Genomic DNA, 19,231 nt, shown 5'->3' with positions numbered 1-19,231 from the left:
GCAGTGACGACGATGTCCGGAGCCGTTACCCCCGCCATCGACCCTGATCTGGAGAAGGCGCAGGAATACGCCGCCAAGCTGCTGTTGCTATCCGAAGGTTCGGTCAACAAGCACTTCGATCCGTTCGAGGATATCGACTGGGACAACCCCGATTTCGCCGCCGACGCCGGCGAGGAGCGCTGGATCCTGCCCAAGTCCGGTGACACGCTCGGCCGGCACCCCTGGTACCTGGCCCAGCCCGACGACGTGAAGATCGCCATCGGCAAGTACCGCCAGGCCAACGTCGCCAAGGTCGGCCTGCAGTTCGAGACCATCCTGATCAGCGGCATGGTCACGCACACCTTCGGCCTGCCCAACGGTGATCCCGAGTTCCGCTACTGCTCCCACGAGATGATCGAGGAGCACAACCACACCCTGATGTTCCAGGAGATGGTGAACCGGATCGGTATCGACGTGCCCGGCATGGGTCCGCTGGTGCGCAAGTTCAAGTACATCGGCGCCCCCGTGGCCGCGCTCTTCCCGAACCTGTTCTTCATGGCCGTGCTCGCCGGTGAGGAGCCGATCGACCACATCCAGAAGTCGATCCTGCGCTCCGGCGAAGACGTGCACCCGATCATGCGCGGCGTCATGGCCATCCATGTCGCCGAGGAAGCCCGCCACATCTCCTTCGCGCACGAGTTCCTCAAGATCCACGTGCCGGAGAAGAACGCGCCCACCAAGTTCGTGCTCTCCATCGCGATGCCGATCGTCATGTTCATCCTGGGCCGCTCGATCTACACCCCGCCGCGGTCGTTCTGGCGCGAGTTCGACATCCCGGACTACGTCCGCAAGGAGCTGTTCTACGGGACCAAGGAAGCCAAGCAGGAGTTCAGCGACTTCTTCGGCGACGTGCGCACCTTGGCCAAGGACATCGGCCTGATGAACCCGATCGCGAAGCGCGTGTGGAAGCTGCTCAATATCGACGGCCACACCACCCGGTACCGCTCCGAGCCGCTGCGTTCGGTCAAGGCCGGCTGAGTAATGCCCTACGTCGTCACTCAGTCCTGTTGCAGCGACGCGTCCTGCGTCTACGCCTGCCCGGTCAACTGCATCCATCCCACGCCCGATGAGCCGGATTTCCGGACGGCGGAGATGCTGTACGTGGACCCGAAGGCCTGCGTCGACTGCGGCGCGTGCGCCTCGGCCTGCCCGGTCGACGCGATCTCCTCGTCGAAGAAGCTGACCGACGAGCAGTTGCCGTTCATCGAGATCAACGCGGACTTTTACCGGGAATCGCGCCCGCGCCCGCTGCTCGCGCGGCCGGTGCCCGCGCCGGAGATCCGGACCGAGCGGGAGCCGCTTCGGGTCGCGATCGTCGGCTCCGGCCCCTCGGCGATGTACGCCGCCGACGAGCTGCTGACCCAGCCCGAGGTGGCGGTGACGGTGTTCGACCGGCTGCCGGTGCCCTACGGCCTGGCCCGGCACGGCGTCGCGCCCGATCACGGCCGGACCCGGCAGGTGAGCCGCCTGTTCGACGTGATCTCCGCTCAGCCCGGCTTCACCTCGTACCTGAATCTCGAAGTGGGCAAGCATGTTTCGCACGACGAGCTGCTGGGTCACTTCCACGCGGTGATCTACGCGGTCGGCGCCTCCTCGGATCGCAAGCTGGGGATTCCCGGCGAGGGCCTGCCCGGCAGCACCTCCGCGACCGACTTCGTGGCCTGGTACAACGGGCATCCCGATCACGCGGGCGACAGCATCGATCTCTCGCAACGTCGTGCGGTCATCGTCGGCAACGGCAACGTGGCGCTGGACGTGGCCCGGATCCTGACCAGTGATCCGGAAACGCTGGCGGGCACCGATATCGCGCCGTACGCGCTGCAAGCGCTGCGGGCCAGCAAGATCGAGGAAGTTGTCATCCTCGGTCGCCGTGGTCCGGCCGAATCCGCCTTCACCGTGCCGGAATTCGTCGGATTGCTCGGCTCCGATGTCGACATCGCGATCGAGGGCGAGCTGCCGGAGCTCGGCGGCGAGCTGCCCTTCCACGTGGAGCAGAAGCTGAAGTTGCTGCACGGTGTCGCGGCCCGTCCGGCCGGGAAGCGCAAGCGAATCGTGTTCCGGTACTTGTCTTCTCCCACGGAGATTCTCGGCGCCGAACGGGTGACCGGGGTGCGGGTCGCGCGCAACGAACTCGTCGCGGACGCCGACGGCGTGCTGCGGGCCGTGGCTACCGGCGAGACCGAGGAGCTCGAAGCGGGCTTGGTGCTCGCCTCGGTGGGCTACCGCGGTGTGCCGCTGGCCGGTCTCCCCTTCGACGAGCGCGCCAACGTGATTCCGAACCTGGACGGCCGGGTGCTGGAGCAGGCGGGCGGCGCGGTGTTCCCCGGCGCCTATGTCACCGGCTGGATCAAGCGCGGTCCCACCGGCTTCATCGGGACCAACAAGTCCTGCGCCCAGCAGACGGTGCAGCAGCTGGCCGACGATTTCAACGCCGGTCGCCTGCGTCAACCGGCGCGCGGCGCAATGGAATTCGACCGTCTGGTCCGTGAGCGTCAGCCCGCGGTCAAGGCGGCGGGCGCGGTGTCGCGTCCGGGCCCGTTGCGGCGCTTGCTCGCTCGCGCCTGACACCCACACCTCTCGTCGTCCCGGCATGCTGAGCCCATGCCGGGGCGACGAGTTTCCGGGTGCGAGCCGCCGTGGTCAGCGGGCGGTGAAGCCGCCGTCGATGGACATGACCGCGCCGGTGACGAAACTGGATTCGTCGCTGAGCAGGTACGCGCACAGCGACGCGATCTCCGCCGGCTGACTGATCCGGCCCATCGGATGCAGCGCCGCGATGGCGGCTTCGCCCTCCGGTGTCGCGCCCATCGAGGCGCGGAAGGCCGGGGTGTCGATCGCGCCGGAGGCGATGGCGTTCACCCGGACGCCCAGCTCGGCGTTCTCCAGCGCGACCGCCCGGGTCAGGCCCACCATGCCGTGCTTGGCGGCGACATACGGTGCCACTGAACCCATTCCGACCTTGCCGAGGTTCGAGGCGTTGTTCAGGATCGCGCCGCCGCCGGAGCCGAGAATCGCCGGAACCTGGTGCCGCAGACCGAAGTACACGCTCGTCAGGTTGAGTTCCAACTCGGCGCGCCAGTCCTGCTCCTCGACCCCGCCCTCGGCGGTCGCCGAGACCGGTCCGTAGGCCAGGACCGCGCCCGCGTTGTTGAAAGCCGCGTCCAGTCGCCCGTATTCGGTGAGCGCCGCCTGCGTCAGCCGGGCCACGTCGGCCTCGACGGTGACATCGGTCGGGACGAACAGCGCCCGGCCGCCGGCCGCGCGGATCTCGCCGGCCACCTGCTCACCGGCATCTTTGCCGCGGGCGCCGAGCACGACCGCCGCGCCCTCGGCCGCCACCCGCAGGGCCACGGCCTTGCCGACCCCCGAGCTGGCGCCGGTGATGAGCACGACCTTGTTCGCGAACCGTGTGGACATATCGATAACCCTTCTCTTGCTTGCGATTCCGGCTCGGTTGAGCTCGTCGCTGAACTCAGTCAACCGCGTCGGCCGTGGTGAAGCTGGCGAGAATCGGACTTCACATTTGACGCGTCATGTATAGCGCTCGAGAAGGCAGCTATGGCTTGGTTACCGACTGGTCGGTGTGCGATGACTGGGTTGTCCAGATTGTTGCGCGCGGGTGGAATTCAACCCGACCGTCCATAATGTTTTGATCGCTGGGTGATTGCGGAATCGGGTGTGTGGCAGGTGAATTCCGGTCCGTACAGGGGGCTGGATTGTTTCCTCTCGGCCGATTTACCTGGACATATGGTTCAGAACGCTCGGAACCCGAACGTTTCATACCAATTCGGATTCCGAAACGACAGATCACCAGTTAACCTGTGGGAGCTGTTTGGAAGACGACCGCGGCCACATGGCTCGACTGTGTGCTGGACGTGGTCACGGTGCGTTGACGGGATAGCAAATGACTACAGTGCTGGGTTTCAGCATCGGTTCAGTGAACTCCGTATCCGCCGCGGTGACCGGTGCGCGCCCGCGCCCCTCGGTCCGTACCCGCCGCACCGCGGTCACCTTCGACGGGATCGGCGACGTCGCCCGGGTCGGGGGGATACCGCAATTCAGCACGGCCATCAGCGATTTCGCGGACCTCGCCCGCGATCCGGAATCGGTGGTCGTCGGCGGTCGGCTGTTCTCGCCCGCGAACATGGTCGCGGCCGTGGTGAACGGCCTGGTGGCGGGCGCGGAGGAGCCGATCGCCGGAGCCGTATCCACCTATCCCGCAGTCTATTCCGATAAACAGGTGGCGCTGCTGCGCCAAGCCCTCGATCTCGCCGGCGCCCGCGAGGTCATGCTGGTGCCGGAGCCGGTCGCGGCCGCGGAGTGGCTGGAAACCGAGCACGGCCCCTCCTCGCCCGGCTTCGTGCTGGTCTACGACCTCGGCGGCAACAGCTTGGACGTGGCGGTCGTGCGGGTCGGGCCGGATTGGGACAATCACCCGATCATCGGAAAACCGCTGCGCTCCTACGAGTTCGGCGGCCGCCCGCTCGGCGCGCGGATCGCCCGCTGTGCGCGCGGCAGCACGCCGGACGGACTGGTGTCGTCGATGTCGATCCGCGACGTGGACGCACTGCGCACCACGCACATCCGCAAGTCCTTCGACCTGGTCCGGCAGTGTGTGCGCGGCAGCGGGCACACGCTCTCCGACATCGACCGGATCCTGGTGGTCGGCGGCGCGGCCCGGCCCCGCGAGGTCGCGCGCACCCTGGCCGAGTTAGGCCGCCCCGTGGTGGTCTCGGCCGATCCCGGCCAGGTCGTCGCCGCGGGCGCCGCGCAGTTCGCCGTGCGCATCTTCGCACCCGCCGAGGGCCCGCACCATCCACCGCGGGTCGCCGTGTTCTCCAGTGCCGCAGTCGCTTCCGCGCTGGCCCTGTCGGCGGCCACGGTGTTCGGCGGTGGGGTGGATCCGGACTTATCGCCGTTACTCGATCACTTCCCCGGAATCGGTCCCTCCAGCGACGTCCTGCTCTACGAGCCGAGCGGGGACGTGGTGCTCGATCTGAGTCTGGCCGCGGGCGTACCCCGGCGCTCGGTCGAGGCGACGCTGGTCAGTTATGCCACCGGTGTGCCCGCCGAAGCGATGGTCGCGCCGGTAGACAGACCGCACGGGCCGACCCTGGCCGAGTCGAACGGATCGCGACTCGAGCAGCAGATCTGCTGCGGGCCAACCAATCCCAGAGAAGCGCTGTACGCGAACCCAGCCAGATTCACCAATCCGCTGCCCTTCGTTCGCTCCAGGCCCGCCCCGGCTCCCGCGCCCGCCGCCTCCGCCCCGGCTCCCGCGCCCGCCGCCTCCGCCCCGGCTCCCGCGCCCGCCGCCTCCGCCCCGGCTCCCGCGCCCGCCGCCACCGCCCCGGCCCCCGCGCCTGCTCCGGCTCCCGCGCCGGCCCCGGCTCCCGCGCCGGCCCCGGCGGTTCCAGCCGAACAACCACCCGCCAACCCGGTCCCCAGTGTCAGCCTTCCCGCGGACCAGCCACCGAGTTCCCCAGCCTCCCCGAATGTTTCGCAACCATCCGCTCCCAGCGTCCCCACCTCGGGAACCGGCACCTCGACTCCGCCGGACACCAGCGCGTCCGCCCCGGGCACCGGAACCGGGGGCAACACCGCGACCACGGGCGGCACCGGCACCTCAAGTGGAACCTCCTCCAGCGGAACGACTTCCGGCGACACCTCCACCGGCGGAACCACGCCGGGCGGTACGAACACCGATTCCTCCTCCGGCATGGGAACCTCAACCGGCACCTCGTCCACCGGCACGTCCTCCTCGGGCACCTCGTCGAGCGGCACGTCTTCTTCGGGCACCTCGTCGAGCGGTACATCTTCTTCGGGCACCTCGTCGAGCGGCACCTCCTCCAGCGGCACCTCCTCGTCCGGCACGTCGTCCAGCGGAACCTCGTCGTCCGGTGACTCGGGCGGCAGCAGCGGCGACGGCGGCAGCAGCGACAAGTAGCACATCGTGCGGCCCACCGGTGGTTCTCACGTTGTGCGCAGTTGCGGCAGGTAGCAGCGTGCGGCCCGCATCGGTGGTTTCCGCGTTGTGTGCGGTAGCGGCAAGTTGCAGCGTGCGGCCCGCATCGGTGGGTTTCGTGGTGTGCAGTTGCGGCAGGTAGCAGCGTGCGGCCCGCATCGGTGGTTTTCGTGGTGTGCAGTTGCGACAAGTAGCGGCGCGCGGCCCGCACCGGTGGCTCCCGCGGTGTGAGCACTGGCAACAAGTGGGGGCGCGGCGCGTCGGTGGATTCAGTCGTGGGGCTGCGCTAGCGGCAAGTGGCGGGGTGCGGCTGCATCGGTGGATCCAGCTGTGGCCGCGGCGCTAGCGGTAGGGCACGCTCGGTCGCCTCGAGCGGCTTCGACTGTGACGGCGGCGGTAGCGATGCGTAGCGCGCGGCTGGATCGGGCGGCTCCAGTTGTGGTGGGGGTGTCGCGTAGCGACAACGGGCGCAGCCGAAATCAGATGGGTGACGCGGCCGTGAGCGCCGATGCACAATGGGCTGGTGGTAGCACTCGGGGGCGGTCCGCAGCTGGTGGCGCTGGATGTGGACGGCACATTGCTGGAAACCGGGTCGGCGATCAGTGAGCGGGTGGTCGAGGCGGTGCGCGCGGCGGTGGCCGCGGGCGTGCACGTGGTCGTGACGACCGGACGCACCTTGCTCACGACGCGTCCGGTGCTGGCCGAACTCGGCCTGGTCGACGGGCATGCGCTGTGCTCGAACGGCGCGGTGCACATCGACGTGGCCAAGGACGAGCCGGTCGCGGTGCAGACCTTCGATCCGGCGCCCGCGGTCCGCGCCTTGCGCGCGCTGTTCCCGGAGATGATCTTCGCCGTGGAGAAGGTCGGCATCGGCACCTGGGCCACCGGCTCCAGTCCGGGCGAATTCTCCATCGGCGAATACCTGCTCGTCGACCACGGCGAACTGAGCAGCGAACCCACCCCGCGCCTGAACGGCTGGTGGCCGTCCGGGTCGCAGGAGGAGATGCTGCGGCTGCTGCGGAAGCTGCATGTGCCCGAAGCCAGCTGGGTGCACGGCGAATTCGGCCCCTGGCTGACGGTATCGCGCCGCGGTGTCACGAAAGGCTGGGCGCTGGAACGACTCCGGGCCGCGCTGGGCATCCCGCACAACCGCACCCTGGCCATCGGCGACGGCCACAACGATCGCGAAATGCTGGCCTGGGCCGGGCATTCGGTGGCGATGGGCAATGCCGTGAACGAGATCCGCGACCTCGCCGACGAAGTCACCGATGACGTCGCCGACGACGGGGTCGCGAAGGTACTCGAACGCTGGTACCGGGCCTAGCGCTTGCCGGTCTCGGCCAGCACCGCCAGGTAGTGCGGATTGGTCATGATGGTGAGCAGGTTGCCGAACGGGTCGATGACCGAGGCGGTGACGAACCCCGAATCCGCGTTGCCGCGCGGCGTGATCGGCTCATATTCCTTGGCGCCCAGTTCGAGCAGGCGCGCGAGGGTGGCTTCGAGATCGTCGACGTGCCAGTGCACGACCCCGCCCGCGCCGGCCTCGTTGCGTGCTCCGGCGGGTGCGTAGGCGCGGTTGATGATACCGAGTTCGTGCTGGTAGTCGCCGATGCGGAACTCGTAGTAGCCGTTGGGCACATGGAAGTACGGCTGGACGCCGAGGAACTCGGCGTACCAGTCCTTGGCAGCTTCCAGGTCGTCGGCGAAGTAGGTGGTGGTGGCCATTCCGCGCAGCATGTCTGTCTCCTCGGTGCGTGCTTCGATCAGGTTGTGCTTTAAGCATCGCGCCTAAAGTGCGCACCGAATGAGCACTTTTAATGGAAGAATTTTCCTATGCGAGCGGACCGGTTGGTGGCGACCCTGTTGTTGATGCAAACCCGGGGCCGGGTGACGGCCGCGGAGCTCGCCGGCGAACTGGAGATCTCGGTGGCGACCGCGCGCCGCGACCTGGAAGCGCTGTCGGCCGCGGGTGTCCCGGTCTATCCGCAGCCGGGCCGGGGCGGCGGCTGGCAGCTGGTCGGCGGAGCCCGTACCGATCTGACGGGGCTGACCGCACCGGAGGCCCAGGCGTTGTTCCTGCTGGCCGGTTCTTCGACGGGTGGGGAGCCGGAGGTGAAGTCGGCCTTGCGGAAGCTGGTGCGCGCCCTGCCGCACACCTTCCGGGCGGACGCGCAGGCGGCGGCCGACGCGGTGGTGATCGACCCCGCGCGCTGGGGTCAGCACGACAAGACCCGCCCCGGCATGGTGACACTGCTGCAACGCGCAGTCGTCGAAAGGCGCAGGGTGCGAATGGATTATGAGCGGGCGGGGAAACGGACGCGGCGGCTCGTCGACCCGTGGGGCTTGGTCGACAAGGACGCCACCTGGTACCTCATCGCCGGAACTGACAAGGGCAAGCGAACTTTTCGGGTCGACCGTATCCTGGACGCGGTGCTGACCGGCGAAACCGCGGATCGCCCTGCGGATTTCGACCTTTCCACCGCCTGGGACGAAGTAGTGGGGGAGATGGAGCAGCGTCGCGCGGCCGTCTCCGCCACCGTGCTCGTGTCCGCGGAACTGCTCCCGGTCTTGCGTAATCAGCAGGGCAGGCATTGCGAAGTGGACGGCCCGGTTGCGGACGGCCGCGTTCAAGTGCGAATATCCGCGCCGACGCCGAATATGGTCGCCCGGCAGCTCGCGGGCTGGGGGTCGGACGTCGAGGTACTCGATCCGGCGTCGGTTCGCGCCGAATTGGCGCTACTGGGCAGCGCGCTCGTGCGGCAGTACGGCTCAGATCGAAGCAGGTAAATCGAGGATCTCAATCCGAAAACCGTACGCGCGGCGCCCGCACGCTCCGGCCGGCCTCCACGGCCAGCTCCGTGACCGAAAACGTGTGCGATGCCGATCCGGTTCAAACGTGATGTACAACACCCATTTTGATCTTGTTGTCGCCCCTCCGATATCAATGGATCTCTCCGGATCATCGGATCCGGACGATCCCGTCAGGGATAGGGGAGATAGGAATCCATATGGTCCGTCGGACTTTCAACAACGCCGGCCGCAAGGTGATCGCGGGCTTGCTGCCGCTGGCCGTGGCCGCCACCTTCGCCGGCGTCGCGCAGGCTGACCCGGGTCAGGTCGCCCCCGCGCCGGCGCCGGTCGTGCAGCTGGTCGCCGAGCCGGTCGCGGTTGCGCCGAGCGCGCCCGTCATCCAGGCCGCGGTAGCACCGGCCGCCGAGGTGGAACTGCAGGACATCGCCACCAACCCGGAGGCGCAGAACCCGGACCCGCTGGCCAACGGTGTGGCCGCGGGCGCGCTGGTCGGCGCCATCGCCGGCTGCGTCCTGGGCCTGCCCGCCCTGATCATCGGCTGCCTGCCGGCCGCGGTCAACGGCGCGATCACCGGTGCGGTCATCGGCCTGATCGTCGGCGCGGTCGCGCCGCAGGTCATCCCGCAGGTGCTGCCCTGATCCAGGGCTCGTAACACACACTGGGCCGCGTCCGGGCTGATCGCCTGGACGCGGCCCAGCGTCGTTCCGGGACTCTGCACAGTCACCGGAGCACACCGGGCCGCGACCGGTTCGGGAATCCCGGCCGCGACCCGGCGTGGCCTCAATGCGGCGAGCTGGCCGCCGGGATCCGCTCGCCCAGCGCGCGCACCATTTCCGTGGCGACCACGGCGTGCCCGCTGGTGCTGAAGTGGATCAGATCGGCGCTCATCAAGTCCTCGCGCAGCCGCAGCGGGTGCTCCCAGAACTCCACGAGCAGCACGTCATAGCGTGCCGCGACCTCGCGCAGGATGGTGTTGAGCTGCGCCATCCGCTCCCGCATGGGCCGCATCGGCGCCATCCGCTCGACCTCCCATACATCCGAGACGGTGAAGGTGGTCACCTGCGCGCCGGTTTCGGTCAGCGCCGCGAACATCGTGTCGAGATTCGCTCGCAGGTCCGCGATGTTCCCGCCGGGCAGGAACAGATCATTGCCGCCGCAGGTCAGATGTACCAGATCCGGCCGGAAATCCAGGACCCGCTGGAGTTGTCCGGTCAGCACCTGCGCACTGGTCGCGCCGATCTTGCCGGTATTCAGGTACGCCAGCGCGGGATTGACCTCGGTGAGCACGGCGGCGAGACGATCGGCCCAGCCCTTCGGTTCGTACCCGGGGCTCGGATCGCCGACGCCTTGGGCGATGGAATCGCCGAGGACGGCGAAGCGCTGCCAGGGCGCTCCGGCCAGCCGTTGCCGGGCCGCGGCGGCGGGCAATACCAGGGGATCGTCGGCTTCGGAGCGAATTACGTTCTGCATCAGGAGATTTCCTTGCTGTTGAGGTTGGTCACTGCGTCGCCGCGGGTGCGGTGCCGGCCGCTGCCGCCGGGTGCGCCGGTAGGGCGAGTACGCCCGCGGCCAGCACGGTGATGCCCGCACACAGGGCGAACAGGGTGTGGAACGCGGTGAGCGGCTGATCGGGGTTGGCCGCGAAGATCGCCGCCAGCAGCGCGACCCCGAGCGCGCCGCCCACCTGCCGGGCGGTCAGGTTCATGCCGATGCCGGCCGCGAACTGCTGCGGTGGAAGGGAACTCGCGGCCGCCGTGCCGAGCACGGTGACTACGATCCCGAGCCCGCCGCCGCCGAGAATGCCCGCCGGGATCCAGGCCGACCACAGCGCGGGCTCCGGCCCGAACGCGTCGGTGCTCATCCAGGCCACGGTGGCGATGAACAGCACCGCGCCGAGCACCCCGGCCCAGCGTCGCCCGCCGGGTGTGGTGATCCGGCCCGCGACGGTCGCGGTGACCATCGCCGCGACCGCGCCGACGGTCAGCGCGCCGGCCGAAGCGAGCACCGAATAGCCCCAGATCGCGTCCAGGAACAGCGGTCCCGCCAGCAGCCAGGCGAACATGGCCGCGCCGAACACGAATGAGCCCGCGTTCGCCAGCGCGTAGGGCCGGCTGCGCCACAGGTCGACCGCGATCGCCGGATTGTGGTGTGCGCGTGAGCGAATCAGCGCCGCGAGCAACAGCAGCAGGCCCACGCCGAGGCAGGCCAGGGTGGCCGGATCGGCCCACCCCCAGCGTTGTCCCTCGGTCACTCCGGCGACCAGCCCGCCGAGCCCGATCGCGACCGCGGCGGTGCCCAGGGGGTCCGGTAGCGCGCTACCGGGAGTTCTGGTATCCGGCACCGAGATTCGTAGTACTGCGAGGATCAGGACCAGGGCCACCGGCACATTGATCACGAAGACCGCGCGCCAGCTGAACGCCTCGACCAAGCCGCCGCCGAGGGCCGGGCCGACCACCGCGGCGAAACCGCCTGCGGCGGACCAGGCGCCGATCGCGGCGCCGATCTTCTCGCGCGGCGTGACGCTGAGCACCAGGCCGAGCGCGGACGGCACCATGAGCGCGGCGGTCACGCCTTGCAGCAGGCGTCCGGCGATCAGCCAGCCCGCGGTGGGCGCGAGCCCGCACAGCAGGGAGGTCAGCGCGAAGCCGCCGAGCGCGAGCAGGAACATCCGCCGCCGGCCCAGGGCGTCGGCGAAACGTCCCGCGGGCGTGAGGAATGCGGCGAAGGCGACCGCGTATCCGCTGACCACCCAGGTCAGCGTGGTGGTCGCGGTGCCCGGGTAGTCGCGGGCGAGGGAGGGGAAGGCGATATTGACCACCGACAGGTCGAGAAAGGCGATGAAGGCGGCGCCGCAGGCGATCAGCAGCGTAGGGCCGGCGGCTTTCGCGGCCGGCGGACTGCCCGGCCGCGCGGACACTTCGGTCATGGGAGATCCTTCGAGAAGTCGCAAACAAAAAGTACGATCGTTCGTCCAATAAAAGTACGACCGACCGTTCGTCTTGGCAAGACTTCGGTGTAAGAATGGTGAACATGAGCGATCCCACCAGCGCCGAAGCGTCCCCGAGCTCCGATCAGCGCCTGGCCAAGGGAGCGCGCTCACGGGCCTCGATCGCCCGCCACGCCGCCGACGTCGCCTCTGTCGAAGGTTTGAACGGCGTCAGCATCGGCCGCCTCGCCACCGACCTCGGCATCAGCAAGAGCGGCATCGCCACCCTCTTCGGCAGCAAGGAATCCCTGCAACTGGCCGCCGTGAAAGCGGGCCGCGAGGTGTTCGTCGCCCAGATCATCACCCCGAGCCTGGGCGAACCTCGCGGCCTGCCCCGGGTCCGCGCCCTGGTCGACCGCTGGTTCGCCCACGTCACCGAGCCGGTCTTCCCCGGCGGCTGCTTCCGCACCGCCGCCCTCACCGAATTCGACAGCAAGCCCGGCCCGGTCCGCGACGCCCTCGCCGCCGACCACGACGCCTGGCTCGCCTTCCTGACCAAGGAAATCGGCAAAGCTCAGGACCAAGGCGACCTTCCCGGCGCCGACGCCGAAGTCCTCGCCTTCGAACTCGACGCCGTCATCAGCGCCGCCAACACGGCCCGCCAGCTCGGCGAGGAAACCAAAGTGGCCATGGCGCAACGCATCGTCGATCGCCTGCTGGCTGGTTAGCCCTAGTACCGCTGCGGCGCAAGGAGTCTCGTGATCGGCTGGATGATCTACCTGCACCGGCAGGCGGACAACCGCATGCGCCCGGCATCTCGAACCTCGGCGAGCGGGGCGCTGGCTGCCTGTTGGCAAGGCGGTCCAGGCGCTACCGGTTGGCTCCACGATCTTGTGGCGTCGGGCTCAGCGATCGATCTCGGCGGAGACGGCTACCCGTCTTTGCTGACCGCTCGGGCAGGTGCGGTAATCCCCGTGGTCCGCAATGGACCGCCATATGAGAATCGGCGATGGGTCGTGGGGCTGGACGACATCGTGGACAAAGGGTGGGCGGGAAAGACCATCTACAGAGCCGAGGTCGCGGACGCGTGCGACGAGGACGAATGGCTGCTCGTGAACATCTGGGACGAGAGCTGACTTCCGTAGCCATCACTTACTGACCGTCCAAACGCAGGGAGTGCCTGGGAGTGTCAGGCAGACAGCGCGAGAGGGGTGCTGCGGGCGGCGTCGAACCGGTCCCAGGCGATGTCGGTGAGGGCGCTGTGGGGGCCGATCACGTTGGCGTGCAGCACTTCTGGGGCGGCAGCGGCCAGACGGTCGGTGAGCAGGCCCGGTGCGAGGAACCAAGGGGCTACTAGCACCTGGTCGGCGCCGCGGGCGCGGAGGCGGGAAATCGCTGCGGTCACTGTGGGTTCGGTGGTGGCGAAGCAGATCTCGGTGTGCCAGCCGGTCAGCAGGGCGAGGCGGCGGGCTACGTCGGCGGTGCGGGCGTTGGCGGCGGCCGAGGAGGAGCCGACGGCGGCTACCGCGACACCCAGGCGGCGGCCCAGGTTGCGGGACAGGGCGTTCGGCGCGGCGTCCAGGACGCGGTCGCGGAGTGCGCCGATCAGCCGCGGGTCGGGGCCGAGGACGTCGGCTTGGGTGAGTCGCAACTGCGGATGACGCGCCCGCGCAGCGTCCAGCAGTCCGGGCAGGTCGACGCGGGCGTGGAAGGCGCTGCCCAGCAGCAGCGGCGCCACCACGGCGTGCGTATGACCCTGTGCCGCAACGGCATCCACGACCTGTTCGACCGAAGGGGCGCTCAGGTCGAGGAAGGCCAGGCGGACGTCGAGATCCGGACGGGCGGCGGCGATCTCGGCGACCACCGCTGCCATGGTGGCCGCCGAGCGTGGATCGCGGCTGCCGTGGGCAACCGCGATCAACGCCGGCGGGGTAGCGAACATCAGGCGGGCGCGCCGACTTCGACGGCGGTCAGCACGTCGCCGACGAGACCCGCGCCCAGGGTGTTGCCGCCGGCGGGGTCGATCAGCAGGAAGCTGCCGGTGTGCCGGTTGGCACGGTAGTCGTCGGCCGCGATCGGCTCGGCGACGCGCACCGAGATGCGGCCGATGTCGTTGAGTTCCAGCACTTCCGGGTTCGGCACCGCGGCCAGGTTCTGTTCGTCGAAGCGCTCCACGAGCGCGCCGACGATGGCCTGGGTGGTGCGGGTGCCGTGCTTGAGCAGCAGCCGGGCGCCGGGGCGCAGCGGCTTGTCGCCGAGCCAGCAGACGGTGGCGTCGAAGGTGTCGATCGGTTCCGGCGCGTCGGCGACCGAGGCGATGATGTCGCCGCGGGAGATGTCGACCTCGTCGGCCAGGATCAGGGTGACGCTGCGTCCGGTCTGCGCGACCGCGAGCTCGCCGTCCGGTGTGTCGATGCGCTCGACGGTGGTGCGAATCCCGCTGGGCAGCACCACGATCTCGTCGCCCGGGGAGACCGAACCGGCCGCTATCTGGCCCGCGTAACCGCGGTAGTCGGGGTAGTCGGCGGTACGCGGGCGGATCACGTACTGCACCGGGAAGCGCAGTCCGAGCGCGGTGTTGTCGGCGTCGACCGGCACCGACTCCAGGTGCTCGATCAGCGACGGACCGGTGTAGTACGGGGTGTTCTCCGAACGCGAGGCGATGTTGTCGCCGTGCAGCGCCGACACCGGGATCTCCACCACGTCCTCCGGCGCCCAGCCCAGCGTCTTGGTGAGGGTGTTGAACTCGGCGGAGATCTCGGTGAACACCGTCTCCGGGTCGTCGACCAGGTCGATCTTGTTGACCGCCAGCACCAGCTTCGGCACGCCCAGCAGCGCCAGCACCGCGGCATGCCGGCGGGTCTGCTCGATGACGCCCTTGCGAGCGTCCACCAGCAGGATCACCAGCTGCGCGGTGGACGCGCCGGACACGGTGTTGCGGGTGTACTGCACGTGCCCCGGCGTATCGGCGAGCACGAAAGACCGCTGCGGCGTGGCGAAGTAGCGGTAGGCGACATCGATGGTGATGCCCTGCTCGCGCTCCGCGCGCAGGCCGTCGACGAGCAGCGAAAGGTCCGGCGTGGCAAGACCTTTGTCGACCGAGGCGCGGGTGACCGCGTCGATCTGGTCCGCCAGCACCGATTTCGTGTCGTAGAGCAGCCGCCCGACCAAGGTGGACTTGCCGTCGTCGACAGAACCGGCGGTGGCCAGTCTCAATAGGTCGGCCATCAGAAGTAGCCCTCTCTCTTACGATCTTCCATGGCGGCCTCGGATACCCGGTCGTCACCACGGGTCGCGCCGCGCTCGGTCAAGCGGGACGCGGCGACCTCGGCGAGGATCGCCTCGTTGTCGCCGGCGTCGGACAGGATGGCGCCGGTCGTGGAACCGTCGCCGACGGTGCGGTAGCGCACCGAAAGGGTTTGCAGCTCTTCACCGTCGGCCGGGCCGCCCCACACGCCGGGCGTCATCCACATGCCGTCGCGCTGGTACACCGGGCGCTGATGCGCGTAGTAGATGCTGGCCAGGTCGATGTCCTCGCGGGCGATGTAGCGCCAGATATCGAGCTCGGTCCAGTTCGACAGCGGGAACACCCGCACATGCTCACCGGGAGCGTGCTTGCCGTTGTACAGGTTCCACAGCTCGGGGCGCTGCCGCTTCGGATCCCACTGCCCGAAGGCGTTGCGCAGCGAGAAGATCCGCTCCTTCGCGCGGGAACGCTCCTCGTCGCGGCGGCCGCCGCCGAACACCGCGTCGAAGCGGTGCTCGGTGATGGCGTCCAGCAGCGGCACGGTCTGCAGCGGGTTGCGGATACCGTCGGCGCGTTCGGTCAGCCGCCCATCGGCGAGGTAGTCCTCGACCTTCGCGACATGCAGGCGCAGGCCGTACTTCTCGACGATCTTGTCGCGGAACTCCAGCACCTCGGGCAGGTTGTGCCCGGTGTCCACGTGCAGCAGCGCGAACGGCAGCGGCGCGGGCCAGAAGGCCTTCAACGCCAGATGCAGCAGCACCGTGGAGTCCTTGCCGCCGGAGAACAGGATCACCGGCCGCTCGAACTCACCGGCCACCTCGCGGAAGATGTGGATGGATTCGGACTCCAACGCGGCGAGCGTGTCGAAATCGCTGATGCCCAAGGCTCGTTCGCTGATGGTTTCGGTCATGATTGATGCAACCCGCATTCGGTCTTGGCGAGGCCGGCCCAGCGGCCGCTTCGCGGATCGGATCCCGGCTCCGGCTTCCGTGTGCACGGAGCGCAGCCGATGGACGGATATCCCTCTTCCACCAGGGGATTGACGAGGATGCCGTGGGTGTTGATGTAGTCCTGCATCTCGTCGTCGGACCACGGTGCGATCGGGTTGATCTTCACCAGCCCGAAAGCTTCGTCGTAGGAGATCAGCGGCGCGTTGGCCCGGGTCGGGGCCTCCACCCGGCGGATGCCGGTCACCCAGGCGTTGTAGCCGGACAGCGACCGCTTCAGCGGCACCACTTTCCGGAGGCGGCAGCATTCCGCGGCGTCCCGGGCGAACAGGTCCTTGCCGAGCAGCTGATCCTGTTCGGCCACACTGTGTTCCGGGCGCACGTTGACCACGTTCACCCCGTACACGGCTTCCACCGCGTCCCGGGTGCCGATGGTCTCGGCGAAGTGGTAGCCGGTGTCCAGGAACAGCACGTCCACGCCGGAGTGGATCTCCGCGGCCAGGTGCACCAGCACGCCGTCCTGCATGTTCGAGGCGACGATGTAGTTGTCGCCGAAGGTCTTCTCGGTCCACTCCAGCAGCTGCACCGCCGACGCGTCCGGGCCCAGCTCGGCCGCGCCCTGTTCGGCGAGGGCCCGCAGCTCGTCCTCGGACAGCTTCTCCGCGAGTTTCGTTGTCATAGTTGATCTCCCGTCGACCCGATCACCGAAGGTCAGCCTCGTCGGCGCGAACGGCCCACTGCGCGAACCGTTCCCCGTTTTCGCGGTGCTTGAGGAAGTTGCGCACCACCCGCTCGATGTAGTCGCCGAGCTCCTCGCTGGTCACCTTGTGCTGGCGCAGTTTGCGGCCGAAGGCGCTGTCGAGTCCGAGGCTGCCACCGAGGTGAACCTGGAAGCCCTCCACCTGATTCCCGTCGCCGTCGTCCACCAGCTGGCCCTTGAAGCCGATATCGGCGATCTGGGACCGGCCGCAGGAGTTCGGGCAGCCGTTGATGTTGACGGTGATCGGCACGTCCAGGTCGGCGTTGATGTCGGCCAGCCGCTGCTCCAGCTCGGGCGCGAGCACCTGGGAGCGCTTGCGCGTCTCCACGAACGACAGCTTGCAGAACTCGATGCCGCTGCACGCCAGCAGGTTTCGCCGCCAGTGCGACGGGCGGGCCTGCAGGCCCAGCGGTTGCAGCGCGTCGATCAGCTCCTCGACCTTGTCGTCGGCGACGTCGAGCACGATCAGCTTCTGGTACGGGGTGAACCGGATCCGGTCCGAGCCGATGCGTTCCACCGCGTCGGCCACCTGCTGCAGGATGGTGCCCGAGACGCGACCGGCGATGGGGGAGAAGCCGACGGCGTTGAGCCCGTTGCGCAGCTTCTGCACGCCGATATGGTCGATCGGCCGCGACGGCTTCTCGGGCGCGGGGCCGTCGATCAGCTTCCGCTTCAGGTACTCGGTTTCCAGCACCTCGCGGAACTTCTCGATGCCCCAGTCCTTGACCAGGAACTTGATCCGCGCCTTGGTGCGCAGCCGCCGGTAACCGTAGTCGCGGTAGAGCGCGACTACGGCCTCCCAGACGTCGGGCACCTCGTCCAGGGGCACCCACGCGCCCAGGCGCTGGGCCAGCATCGGGTTGGTGGACAGGCCGCCGCCGACCCAGACATCGAGGCCGGGACCGTGCTCGGGATGCTCGACGCCGATGAAGGCGACGTCGTTGATCTCGTGCACCACGTCCTGCTGACCGGAGATCGCGGTCTTGAACTTGCGCGGCAGGTTCGAGTACTGCTTGTCGCCGATGAAGCGGCGCACGATCTCGTCGATCGCGGGCGTCGGATCCAGCACCTCGTCGAACGACTCACCGGCCAGCGGCGAGCCGAGCACCACGCGCGGGCAGTCGCCGCACGCCTCGGTGGTGTGCAGGCCGACCTCTTCCAGCCGCCGCCAGATCTCCGGCACGTTCTCGATCTCGATCCAGTGGTACTGGACGTTCTCGCGGTCGGACAGGTCGGCGGTGTCGCGGCCGAACTCGGTGGAGATCTGGCCGAGGGTACGCAGCTGGTTCACGTTCAGCGCGCCGGCGTCGCAGCGCACCCGCATCATGAAGTACGGGGCCTCGAGCAGGTCGATGTTCTCGTCACCGGTGAAGGTGCCGTCGTAGCCCTGCTCACGCTGGGTGTAGAGACCCCACCAGCGCATGCGGCCCCGCAGATCGGCCTTGTCGATCGACTCGAAACCCTGCTTCGAGTAGATGTTCTCGATCCGCGCGCGCACGTTGAGCGGGTTGTCGTCCTTCTTGGACTGCTCGTTGGCGTTCAGCGGCTCGCGGTACCCGAGCGCCCACTGGCCCTCGGACTTACGGCGCACCGGCTTTCCGGTGCGCTCGCGCCGGGCAACGGGCTTGGGCTGATCGCTGGGGGCGGCGTCGGTAGTCGACGTCATGGGGGTCGCTCCTGCTGGGGTGGGGAACATCGGCTGGAGGACGCGAGGGGCTGACTCGCGCCCGCGGTAGCGAACCGATGCGAATTTCGAAGAGCCGGGGAAGACCCGGGAATGCGCGCCGTTCTACTACCGGAGAGAACCGGGCAGACAACAGGCGCTGCAGACACGCTTGAAGTCGACGTGGCGACGTGCCACCAGTCGTACTCCAGATCCGCGCATGGGCACTATTGTGCCACGTCAAACGGGGCGTTCCGACCCGCGTCCGATATTTCCCCCGAATTTGCGGGAAATCCCCAGGATGACCGAGCGCAGATGTGACAGTCGTCATAGATCGGGCCGCGCTCCTTGACCTGGAGCTAGCTCGAGGTTCAAAACTCGTCCCATGAGTACCGAGTCGACCTACGCCCCCACCGACACCGAAGCCGAACTTGCCGCGATCCGCGAGGTCATCGCCGCGGTCGACCACGCCCAGCGCAACGAACTCGTCGACGAGTTCATCGCGCTGTTCCGCGAGGACGCCATCTGGACCACCGGCCACGGCAAACGCCTCTTCGGCCGCGCCGCCATCGCCGAGTTCACCGCCCAGGTCCTGCCCGGCGCCACCAAGGACGGCAGCCACGCCACCTACGACTTCGAATACGCGATGTTCATCCGCCCCGACGTAGCCGCCGTCAAACTGCACCAGCGCTACTTCGCCGCCGACGGCACCCTGATCGGCGAAGGCGCCCCCCTCTACGTCATGGCCAAGGAGAACGGCCGCTGGCTCCTCACCGCCAACCAGAACACCCCGATCGTCACCGGCTGAGCCGAGGGCCGAGCACCAGGTGGTGGCGGGGTGAAGTGGAACACTCAGGTGGGTGCGGGTGCGGA

At 68.6% G+C, this 19,231-nt stretch carries 19 protein-coding genes; 9 read left to right on the top strand and 10 right to left on the bottom strand.

What is annotated here, in order from left to right; all coding sequences use genetic code 11:
- Window positions 1-12: 12 nt before the first annotated feature.
- Window positions 13-1,017, top strand: a complete 1,005-nt coding sequence (locus AB0M14_RS06880; protein ID WP_364989677.1) for a diiron oxygenase — start codon at window positions 13-15, stop codon at window positions 1,015-1,017.
- A gap of 3 nt (window positions 1,018-1,020) precedes the next feature.
- Window positions 1,021-2,604 (top strand): FAD-dependent oxidoreductase, encoded by a 1,584-nt coding sequence (locus tag AB0M14_RS06875; RefSeq protein ID WP_364989674.1) that lies wholly within the window; start codon window positions 1,021-1,023, stop codon window positions 2,602-2,604.
- Window positions 2,605-2,679: 75 nt separating this feature from the next.
- Here AB0M14_RS06875 and AB0M14_RS06870 read toward each other — a convergent pair whose 3' ends face one another.
- Window positions 2,680-3,456: an SDR family oxidoreductase gene (locus AB0M14_RS06870; RefSeq protein WP_364989671.1), complete on the bottom strand. Its 777-nt coding sequence runs from the start codon at window positions 3,454-3,456 to the stop codon at window positions 2,680-2,682.
- A gap of 520 nt (window positions 3,457-3,976) precedes the next feature.
- Between AB0M14_RS06870 and AB0M14_RS06865 the strand changes: the two genes are divergently transcribed.
- Both AB0M14_RS06865 and AB0M14_RS06860 read left to right on the top strand, forming a co-directional pair.
- The gene (locus tag AB0M14_RS06865; RefSeq protein ID WP_364989668.1) at window positions 3,977-5,986 is read left to right on the top strand and encodes an Hsp70 family protein; all 2,010 of its coding nucleotides are present in this window, start codon (window positions 3,977-3,979) and stop codon (window positions 5,984-5,986) included.
- A gap of 541 nt (window positions 5,987-6,527) precedes the next feature.
- Entirely contained in the window at window positions 6,528-7,328 is an 801-nt protein-coding gene (locus AB0M14_RS06860) for a Cof-type HAD-IIB family hydrolase (protein ID WP_364989664.1), read from the top strand.
- Here AB0M14_RS06860 and AB0M14_RS06855 read toward each other — a convergent pair.
- Complete coding sequence (locus AB0M14_RS06855; protein ID WP_364989661.1) at window positions 7,325-7,741, bottom strand: VOC family protein; 417 nt, start codon at window positions 7,739-7,741, stop codon at window positions 7,325-7,327. The genes AB0M14_RS06860 and AB0M14_RS06855 overlap by 4 nt on opposite strands.
- Window positions 7,742-7,837: 96 nt before the next feature.
- On the opposite strand from AB0M14_RS06855, the gene AB0M14_RS06850 reads away from it, so the two are divergent.
- Together AB0M14_RS06850 and AB0M14_RS06845 are read left to right on the top strand one after the other, a co-directional pair.
- Window positions 7,838-8,791 (top strand): WYL domain-containing protein, encoded by a 954-nt coding sequence (locus tag AB0M14_RS06850; RefSeq protein ID WP_364989657.1) that lies wholly within the window; start codon window positions 7,838-7,840, stop codon window positions 8,789-8,791.
- Between the two features lie 221 nt (window positions 8,792-9,012).
- Complete coding sequence (locus tag AB0M14_RS06845) at window positions 9,013-9,453, top strand: hypothetical protein (protein WP_364989654.1); 441 nt, start codon at window positions 9,013-9,015, stop codon at window positions 9,451-9,453.
- A gap of 142 nt (window positions 9,454-9,595) precedes the next feature.
- Here AB0M14_RS06845 and AB0M14_RS06840 read toward each other — a convergent pair whose 3' ends face one another.
- Together AB0M14_RS06840 and AB0M14_RS06835 are read right to left on the bottom strand one after the other, a co-directional pair.
- Window positions 9,596-10,285 carry an SGNH/GDSL hydrolase family protein gene (locus AB0M14_RS06840; protein WP_364989651.1) on the bottom strand — a complete coding sequence of 230 codons (690 nt, stop codon included), beginning with the start codon at window positions 10,283-10,285 and terminating at the stop codon, window positions 9,596-9,598.
- A gap of 28 nt (window positions 10,286-10,313) precedes the next feature.
- On the bottom strand, window positions 10,314-11,741 hold the full coding sequence (locus tag AB0M14_RS06835; RefSeq protein WP_364989647.1) for an MFS transporter: 1,428 nt from the start codon (window positions 11,739-11,741) through the stop codon (window positions 10,314-10,316).
- 104 nt (window positions 11,742-11,845) lie between these two features.
- Between AB0M14_RS06835 and AB0M14_RS06830 the strand changes: the two genes are divergently transcribed.
- Together AB0M14_RS06830 and AB0M14_RS06825 are read left to right on the top strand one after the other, a co-directional pair.
- Window positions 11,846-12,469: a TetR/AcrR family transcriptional regulator gene (locus tag AB0M14_RS06830; protein WP_364989645.1), complete on the top strand. Its 624-nt coding sequence runs from the start codon at window positions 11,846-11,848 to the stop codon at window positions 12,467-12,469.
- Window positions 12,470-12,499: 30 nt separating this feature from the next.
- Window positions 12,500-12,877 (top strand): hypothetical protein, encoded by a 378-nt coding sequence (locus AB0M14_RS06825; protein ID WP_364989641.1) that lies wholly within the window; start codon window positions 12,500-12,502, stop codon window positions 12,875-12,877.
- Between the two features lie 53 nt (window positions 12,878-12,930).
- On the opposite strand, the gene AB0M14_RS06820 is transcribed toward AB0M14_RS06825, so the two are convergent.
- The 6 genes from AB0M14_RS06820 to AB0M14_RS06795 all read right to left on the bottom strand — a co-directional run bounded on the left by AB0M14_RS06820 (window position 12,931) and on the right by AB0M14_RS06795 (window position 18,580).
- The gene (locus tag AB0M14_RS06820; RefSeq protein ID WP_364989639.1) at window positions 12,931-13,683 is read right to left on the bottom strand and encodes a sirohydrochlorin chelatase; all 753 of its coding nucleotides are present in this window, start codon (window positions 13,681-13,683) and stop codon (window positions 12,931-12,933) included.
- Window positions 13,683-14,969 (bottom strand): GTP-binding protein, encoded by a 1,287-nt coding sequence (locus AB0M14_RS06815; protein ID WP_364989636.1) that lies wholly within the window; start codon window positions 14,967-14,969, stop codon window positions 13,683-13,685. The genes AB0M14_RS06820 and AB0M14_RS06815 overlap by 1 nt, the downstream gene beginning before the upstream one ends.
- Window positions 14,969-15,916, bottom strand: a complete 948-nt coding sequence (gene cysD, locus AB0M14_RS06810) for a sulfate adenylyltransferase subunit CysD (protein WP_364989634.1) — start codon at window positions 15,914-15,916, stop codon at window positions 14,969-14,971. Before cysD ends, AB0M14_RS06815 begins: the two co-directional genes overlap by 1 nt.
- Window positions 15,895-16,614, bottom strand: a complete 720-nt coding sequence (locus tag AB0M14_RS06805; protein WP_364989631.1) for a phosphoadenylyl-sulfate reductase — start codon at window positions 16,612-16,614, stop codon at window positions 15,895-15,897. Before AB0M14_RS06805 ends, cysD begins: the two co-directional genes overlap by 22 nt.
- 22 nt (window positions 16,615-16,636) lie before the next feature.
- Window positions 16,637-18,361, bottom strand: coding sequence for a nitrite/sulfite reductase (locus AB0M14_RS06800; RefSeq protein WP_364989630.1), 1,725 nt, complete (start codon window positions 18,359-18,361; stop codon window positions 16,637-16,639).
- A 126-nt stretch (window positions 18,362-18,487) separates the two neighbouring features.
- On the bottom strand, window positions 18,488-18,580 hold the full coding sequence (locus tag AB0M14_RS06795) for an Ms4527A family Cys-rich leader peptide (RefSeq protein WP_364989628.1): 93 nt from the start codon (window positions 18,578-18,580) through the stop codon (window positions 18,488-18,490).
- Between the two features lie 163 nt (window positions 18,581-18,743).
- Between AB0M14_RS06795 and AB0M14_RS06790 the strand changes: the two genes are divergently transcribed.
- Window positions 18,744-19,166, top strand: a complete 423-nt coding sequence (locus tag AB0M14_RS06790) for an SgcJ/EcaC family oxidoreductase (RefSeq protein WP_364989625.1) — start codon at window positions 18,744-18,746, stop codon at window positions 19,164-19,166.
- The last annotated feature ends 65 nt before the right edge of the window (window positions 19,167-19,231 follow it).

The sequence above is a fragment of the Nocardia sp. NPDC051832 genome, from assembly GCF_040681285.1.
In the GTDB taxonomy this organism is placed as follows: domain Bacteria; phylum Actinomycetota; class Actinomycetes; order Mycobacteriales; family Mycobacteriaceae; genus Nocardia.
The sequence above is the reverse complement of the archived record's forward strand: the minus strand, read 5'-3'. Positions and strand labels throughout refer to the sequence as shown.